This is a genomic window from Mongoliitalea sp. (assembly GCF_054166905.1).
On record NZ_JBSZCK010000022.1, the window covers coordinates 1 to 6,114 of the forward strand.

General features: G+C 38.4%; 6 protein-coding genes. 5 read left to right on the forward strand and 1 reads right to left on the reverse strand.

Features of this window, described 5'->3' with window-relative positions:
* Position 1: 1 nt before the first annotated feature.
* Positions 2-166: a sensor histidine kinase gene (locus tag ACXIUD_RS07165; RefSeq protein ID WP_458051945.1), complete on the forward strand. Its 165-nt coding sequence runs from the start codon at positions 2-4 to the stop codon at positions 164-166.
* Positions 163-1,218 (forward strand): hybrid sensor histidine kinase/response regulator, encoded by a 1,056-nt coding sequence (locus ACXIUD_RS07170; RefSeq protein WP_458051940.1) that lies wholly within the window; start codon positions 163-165, stop codon positions 1,216-1,218. The genes ACXIUD_RS07165 and ACXIUD_RS07170 overlap by 4 nt, the downstream gene beginning before the upstream one ends.
* Here the strand turns inward: ACXIUD_RS07170 and ACXIUD_RS07175 are convergent.
* The gene (locus ACXIUD_RS07175; RefSeq protein WP_458051941.1) at positions 1,199-1,567 is read right to left on the reverse strand and encodes a response regulator; all 369 of its coding nucleotides are present in this window, start codon (positions 1,565-1,567) and stop codon (positions 1,199-1,201) included. The genes ACXIUD_RS07170 and ACXIUD_RS07175 overlap by 20 nt on opposite strands.
* A gap of 339 nt (positions 1,568-1,906) precedes the next feature.
* Here ACXIUD_RS07175 and ACXIUD_RS07180 point away from each other — a divergent pair, with 339 nt between their 5' ends.
* The 3 genes from ACXIUD_RS07180 to ACXIUD_RS07190 all read left to right on the forward strand — a co-directional run bounded on the left by ACXIUD_RS07180 (position 1,907) and on the right by ACXIUD_RS07190 (position 5,740).
* A complete protein-coding gene (locus ACXIUD_RS07180) occupies positions 1,907-3,070 on the forward strand; it encodes a homogentisate 1,2-dioxygenase (RefSeq protein ID WP_458051942.1) in 1,164 nt (387 codons plus the stop codon).
* A gap of 116 nt (positions 3,071-3,186) precedes the next feature.
* On the forward strand, positions 3,187-3,816 hold the full coding sequence (locus ACXIUD_RS07185; protein ID WP_458051943.1) for a 7-carboxy-7-deazaguanine synthase QueE: 630 nt from the start codon (positions 3,187-3,189) through the stop codon (positions 3,814-3,816).
* Positions 3,817-3,820: 4 nt separating this feature from the next.
* On the forward strand, positions 3,821-5,740 hold the full coding sequence (locus ACXIUD_RS07190) for an OmpA family protein (protein WP_458051944.1): 1,920 nt from the start codon (positions 3,821-3,823) through the stop codon (positions 5,738-5,740).
* Positions 5,741-6,114 lie beyond the last annotated feature (374 nt).

Genomic DNA, 6,114 nt, shown 5'->3' on the forward strand with positions numbered 1-6,114 from the left:
TATTTTTGATTCATTTTTTCGTGCCAAAAATGCAAGTACCATCAAGGGTACTGGTTTGGGACTGAATATTGTCAAAGATTTTGCAGATCGTTTAGGTATATCTTTAGTTTTTGATAGTCAGGAAAATCAAGGAACAACATTTACACTTAGCATTCCAATGCAATGAAAAAGAAAATTCTTTTAGTTGAGGATCAAGCCGAGCTGCGGGAAAATATCCAAGAGATTTTGGAGATTTCTGGATTTTACACAGCCGTTGCCAATAATGGGGTTGAAGCACTTCAATTGCTTGAAAAAGCAACCTTTGACTTGGTGATTTCAGATATCATGATGCCAGAAATGGATGGCTTTATGCTTTTGCAAAATTTTAGGGAAAAAGAGTATTGGCTCGAAACCCCCTTTATCTTTCTCACGGCCAAAATGGAGTATTCCAATCAACGAATGGGGATGGAGGCAGGAGCAGAAGATTACTTAATCAAGCCTGTAAAAGCAAAAGAGCTAATATCTGCGGTTAATACTGCCCTAAAGAAAAAAGAGAAAAGAGCACAGGCAAAAGCGTTGGAATTAAAAAATATTTTTGGGCAACAAAGAGGTGTTTTTTTTCATGAAATGGTGACTCCCCTAACCGGTGTAATTGCAGCTTTGGAGTTATTAAAAGAATTTGGCCAGACATTGCCACCTGAGGACTTTAATTTGTTTGTAGGAAATGCATTAAATGCATCGAGGCGATTGGATACTAGCCTCAAAAAGCTTCGTAGGTTTCAAAACATTGATTTATTGCAAGTTAATTTGCAAAATCACCCATCAATAGAGGAAAGTTTAAAGGATTTCATTAAAACACAGGTATTAGAACGGGAGTTGAAAATTACTATCCATCACGATTTTTCCTTCATGTTTACAAGTACACATCTCCATGAGCTCTTGGCATATTTGTTAAATAATGCTCAAAAATTTTCACCTGTTGATAGTTTGATAACGTTGGAGATTTTCGAAAAAACACTAATAATTCGCAACGAGCAACAAGTGATTCAAAATTTAGGTGCGGTAGTTCCAAAGCCATTTCAACAGTTTGCCAGGGAAAAAGAAGAACAGCAAGGACTAGGCTTAGGCATGTTCTTGGCCGAAAGATTGGCATTCTTAAATAAGGCTAGCTTGAAATTTGAAGTGAAAGAGAATTTAATATTTGAAGCCAAGCTTAGTTTTACAACTCAGAATTACTGACGAACCTGTTGATCTGATCGATTAGATCCTGAATGTAAATAGGCTTGTGCATTACTTCCTTAAATGGATGAGGATTTCCATTATTATCTTCTAAATAAGTACCACCCGTAATAGCGATAATAGGAATATGTTGAAAAGTGGTTTCTTGTAATTGATACGCTAATTCTACACCGCTAACCTTTGGCATCATAATGTCGGTTACGATTACTTGTACGTTAGGGTTTTCTTCCAATACTTCAAATGCATGTGATCCATTGGTTGCTGTAATGACGAAATGGCCTTTGGTTACTAATTGGGAACTGACTAATAGACGAATGATTGGATCGTCTTCTACTAAGAGTATTTTCATTTAATTTGAATAATTTCACGAAAGTAATACAGTCGTAAATAAATTACATAAAAGAATCGTTAAAAGCTATTTTCTGTAAATTAAGTGTTTAATTTTTTTTGGTTAAATGCCGGATGTTTACCAATAGTTGTGTACTGGTAATACACTATGTAAAGCTTGAATAGAGGATAAAATACTGGCTTAAAGAACTTGGGCTTTTTTGAGTGAGATGTCGAGTAAGACAAAGTTGTACTTGATTCATAGCTCATTTTTTCAGTTCTAAATATTGATGTCACCGAACTATATCAGTTTTCGTTTGATTTTTTTAATTAATTTTGAAAAACTATAAACCCGAATATCATGGCCTATTACTATAGACTTGGGAATATACCCCCCAAAAGACATACACAGTTCAGGCAGCCTGATGGTTCTTTGTACAAAGAGGAATTGGTCAGCTCCAAAGGTTTTTCAGGGATTTACTCCAATTTATACCATATACACAATCCAAATAACGTATTGAAGATTGGAAAGCCAACTCCCTATTCATGGGAACCTGCCAAAGATCATGGGCTCAAACAGACACATCTGAAGACAGCAGGGGTAGCAACTACCGGTAAGGATTACCTTAGTGCCCGTAAAATGCTGATGATGAATAATGACTGCATGATGGGCATCTGCACTCCAGAACAGCGAAAAATGGATTTTTATTTTAAAAATGCTGATGGAGATGAATTGATTTATGTGCACGATGGAGAGGGGGTCATGTACTCTCAGTTTGGTAAGTTGGAAGTTAGGCAAGGAGATTATATCGTTATTCCACGAACCACTATTTATAGGTTTGAATTCAAGGAAGAAGGACCTCTTCGCTTGTTGATTATAGAATCTCATGGTCCGATTGAAACAGTCAAGAGGTATAGAAATGAAGTTGGGCAGTTGCTAGAGCATTCTCCTTACTGCGAGCGGGATATTCGCCCTCCAGGAGCTTTGCTGACAGAAGCTGAAAAAGGTGAATATTTGGTGCAAATTAAAAAAGGGGGCATGTTGCATCCCTATACCTATGGACATAGCCCATTAGATATTGTGGGTTGGGACGGATACTTATATCCTTATGCATTATCCATCCATGACTTTGAACCCATTACTGGTCGTATTCATCAGCCACCACCAGTACATCAGACTTTCCAAGCTTGGGGATTTGTGATTTGTTCCTTTGTTCCTCGTTTGTTTGATTATCATCCTTTGGCTATACCTGCACCATACAATCACAGTAACATAGACTCAGATGAAGTCCTGTATTATGCCGAAGGGGAGTTTATGAGCAGAAAAGGAATCGACAGGGGAAGTTTTACCATCCATATGGGCGGTTTGCCTCACGGGCCACATCCAGGTACGGTAGAAAAATCTATTGGGGCCAAAGAAACACATGAATTGGCTGTGATGTTGGACACCTTTAAACCTTTGTTCGTCACCACCCAAGGCTTGGAATTTGTAGATCCTGCATACCCTATGAGTTGGTCGGAATAGATGAAATAAACGAGCAAAAAGGATTGATGTAAATATCAGTCCTTTTTTTGTACCTTTGCAGCCCTAAAATCAATCATTCAATAGCGGTTCAATTACCCGCTTTATCAAAAATTCATATGCAAGCAATTCAAGAAGCTGTACAAGCAGGGACAGCACTTCCGCTCATGGAAGCTTTTTATACCATCCAAGGAGAAGGGACCCATTCAGGAGTTCCTGCCTATTTTATTCGATTAGGCGGCTGTGATGTAGGTTGTGTGTGGTGCGATGTCAAAGAATCATGGGAAGCGGGTAAATGGCCTGTTGTTTCGGTGGAAGAGATTGTTGCAGAGGCATCCAAGTATCCTGGAAGGGTAGCAGTTATCACAGGGGGAGAACCTTTGATGTATGACTTAGGTCCCTTGACGGCAGCCCTGAAATCTTCAGGTTTCAAAACCCACATAGAGACTTCAGGCGCTCATCCTTTTTCGGGGGATTTTGATTGGGTATGTTTTTCCCCCAAGAAATTCAAAGCTCCCCATCCATCCATTTACGAGCAGGCAGACGAATTGAAAGTAGTGATATTTCATGCTTCTGATTTTCAATTTGCGGAGCAGCATGCAGCGTTGGTGAATAAAAATTGTCAAAAATTGCTTCAGCCAGAGTGGAGTAAACAAAATATTCACTTAAAAAGCATCATTGCTTACGTAAAATCGAATCCGATTTGGAATATTTCCCTACAAACGCATAAATTTATGGACATCCCTTGATGCCATGAAATCCTTTGCACTGTTCGTATTACTTATTCTGCAATCATTTGCTGTAAGTTCCCAGACCTACTCCATTATCGATAGTCGCGCTATCAAGATGCATCAGGAAGGGGATGAATTGGTGAAAAAGCGCATGTATGAGCAAGCAATTGAGAAGTATAAAGCGTCCATACAGCGGGAAGCTGGTTTTTTGGAATCCTACGTAAAGTGGGGAAGAATATTGCTAACACAAAAAAAGGTCGATGAAGCTTTGGAAGTAGTCCAACGGGGTGAAGCCAGGTCTCAAAATGCAAGTGATCAAGTAAAAGCAGATTATGGTTGGCTCAAGACCTACATATTTTTGGCTCAAGGAGCGTTTGATGAAGCTATAAGCAGTTTTGATGCTGTAAATAGCTATTTATCTCCAGCTTTCAAAAGCTCATTGGAGTATAAGGACATTCAATCCAGGATAGCTTTTATTCGTATGTCTTTGGAAAACAGGTTGGAAATCTCAAAGGAGCGTCTTCCTGAACCCCTGAATCAGTTTAACATGCAATATTTTCCTGTGCTTACGGCGGATAGTAAGAAAATACTTTTCACCAAACGGGACGGAACCAAAGACTTTCAGAAAGAAGATATTTTTGTAGCCTACCTGGAAGAAGATGGAGAAAGTTGGACTGATCCTACTAGTATCAGTCAGACAATCAATACTGCGTACAATGAAGGTACTTGCACGATATCAGCGGATGGAAACATTTTGATTTATACTTCCTGTGATGCTCCGGACTCATTTGGGAGTTGTGATTTGTATATTGTGTATCGGGTAAATGGAAAATGGCAGCGTCCCAATAATATGGGAAGGCATGTGAACTCCCGGTTTTGGGATTCGCAACCATCGCTTTCAGCGGATGGGCGTATGTTGTTCTTTTCCTCCAATAGAAGAGGAGGCTTTGGAGGGAATGATATTTGGTATACTGTCCGGAAAGCGGATGGTTCTTGGGCAGAAGCCAAAAACTTGGGCAACACTGTCAATACTCCGAGAGATGAGGTTTCTCCATTTATTTATTTCAACAATGAGATCCTGTTTTTTGCTTCTAATGGGCATATGGGATTTGGTGGATTGGATATATTTCTTTCGAGAGTGATCGATGGGGAGTTTGCACAACCGGAAAATATTGGATATCCCATCAATGATCATCGAGATCAGTTTTCCTTATTTATTACCGCACAGCGGGATTATGCCTATTACACTGAAAGCACCTTCCAAGGGCAAGATTTGGAACGATCTTTATTGTACCGATTTCCATTTCCTCAAGAGATTGCCTTGGGAGAAAAGTTAATTGTGACTCAAGGCAAGGTTTTGAACAGTAAAACGGGGCAACCTATTGATGCTAGACTTTCACTGGTAAGTCTAAGGAATGACAGTACACTGTATGAATTCAGAGCGGATGGGGCGACGGGTGAGTTTTTGATGTTGTATCCAGATAAGGACTTTTCAGGTCTTTATGTTGAAAAACAGGGGTACCTTCCAAAGATTTTTAATGTGGATAAAGATGGCTTGAAAAACAAAGAGAATCTCGAAATCTCCTTAATTCCTATTGCATCGGGAGAAGAGTTTGTATTTGAAAATATTTTCTTTGACTTTGATAAGCATGAACTTAAGTTGGAGTCTATGTCTTCTTTGAAGCGTTTGTATGATTTTTTGATTACAAATCCCAATGCAAATATTTACATCAATGGGCATACTGATAATGTAGGTTCTGCTGCTTATAACGATGCATTGAGTTTACGCAGAGCCGAAGCTGTAAAAGATTATCTTTCGAGTAAAGGCATAAAAATGGGAAGAGCGATACCAGTAGGAAAAGGAGATCGAGAGCCTATTCGTCCAAATGATACTCCTGAGAATAGGGCGTTGAATAGAAGGATTACTATTTCTATACAGTAATTCAGTATATTTTTTTTAGAAAGTAGGCATCAGATTTCTGCACAAAGGTTTAGGCTTGCGCAGAGATTTTTTATTTGTTAATCAACTTTTAATTAGAACGAATATTTTTCTCCTTAACTGTGCTTTGGAGATATAGTGCTTAGAAGCGAATTTGTAAAAAGTTATTTGGAGAATTGTAGTTTTTTTATTTGGTTTGATGACAAGGTTTCAAAACTTAAATAATTATAAAAAATATTATGTATATCCGTAATTACACCAGTAGCCAAATAAATATATAATGACAGTTAGTGACAATTGCTATTTGTGATCATTCAATGTATCTAAATTAGGTCAAAATAAACGGTTTTGACCATGAATATTGTAAACTTCATCAA

Coding starts and splice junctions, on each gene's coding strand:
- ACXIUD_RS07190 (WP_458051944.1), top strand. CDS start 3,821: ATGAAATCCTTTGCACTGTTCGTATTACTTATTCTGCAATCATTTGCT.
- ACXIUD_RS07175 (WP_458051941.1), bottom strand. CDS start 1,567: ATGAAAATACTCTTAGTAGAAGACGATCCAATCATTCGTCTATTAGTC.
- ACXIUD_RS07180 (WP_458051942.1), top strand. CDS start 1,907: ATGGCCTATTACTATAGACTTGGGAATATACCCCCCAAAAGACATACA.
- ACXIUD_RS07185 (WP_458051943.1), top strand. CDS start 3,187: ATGCAAGCAATTCAAGAAGCTGTACAAGCAGGGACAGCACTTCCGCTC.
- ACXIUD_RS07170 (WP_458051940.1), top strand. CDS start 163: ATGAAAAAGAAAATTCTTTTAGTTGAGGATCAAGCCGAGCTGCGGGAA.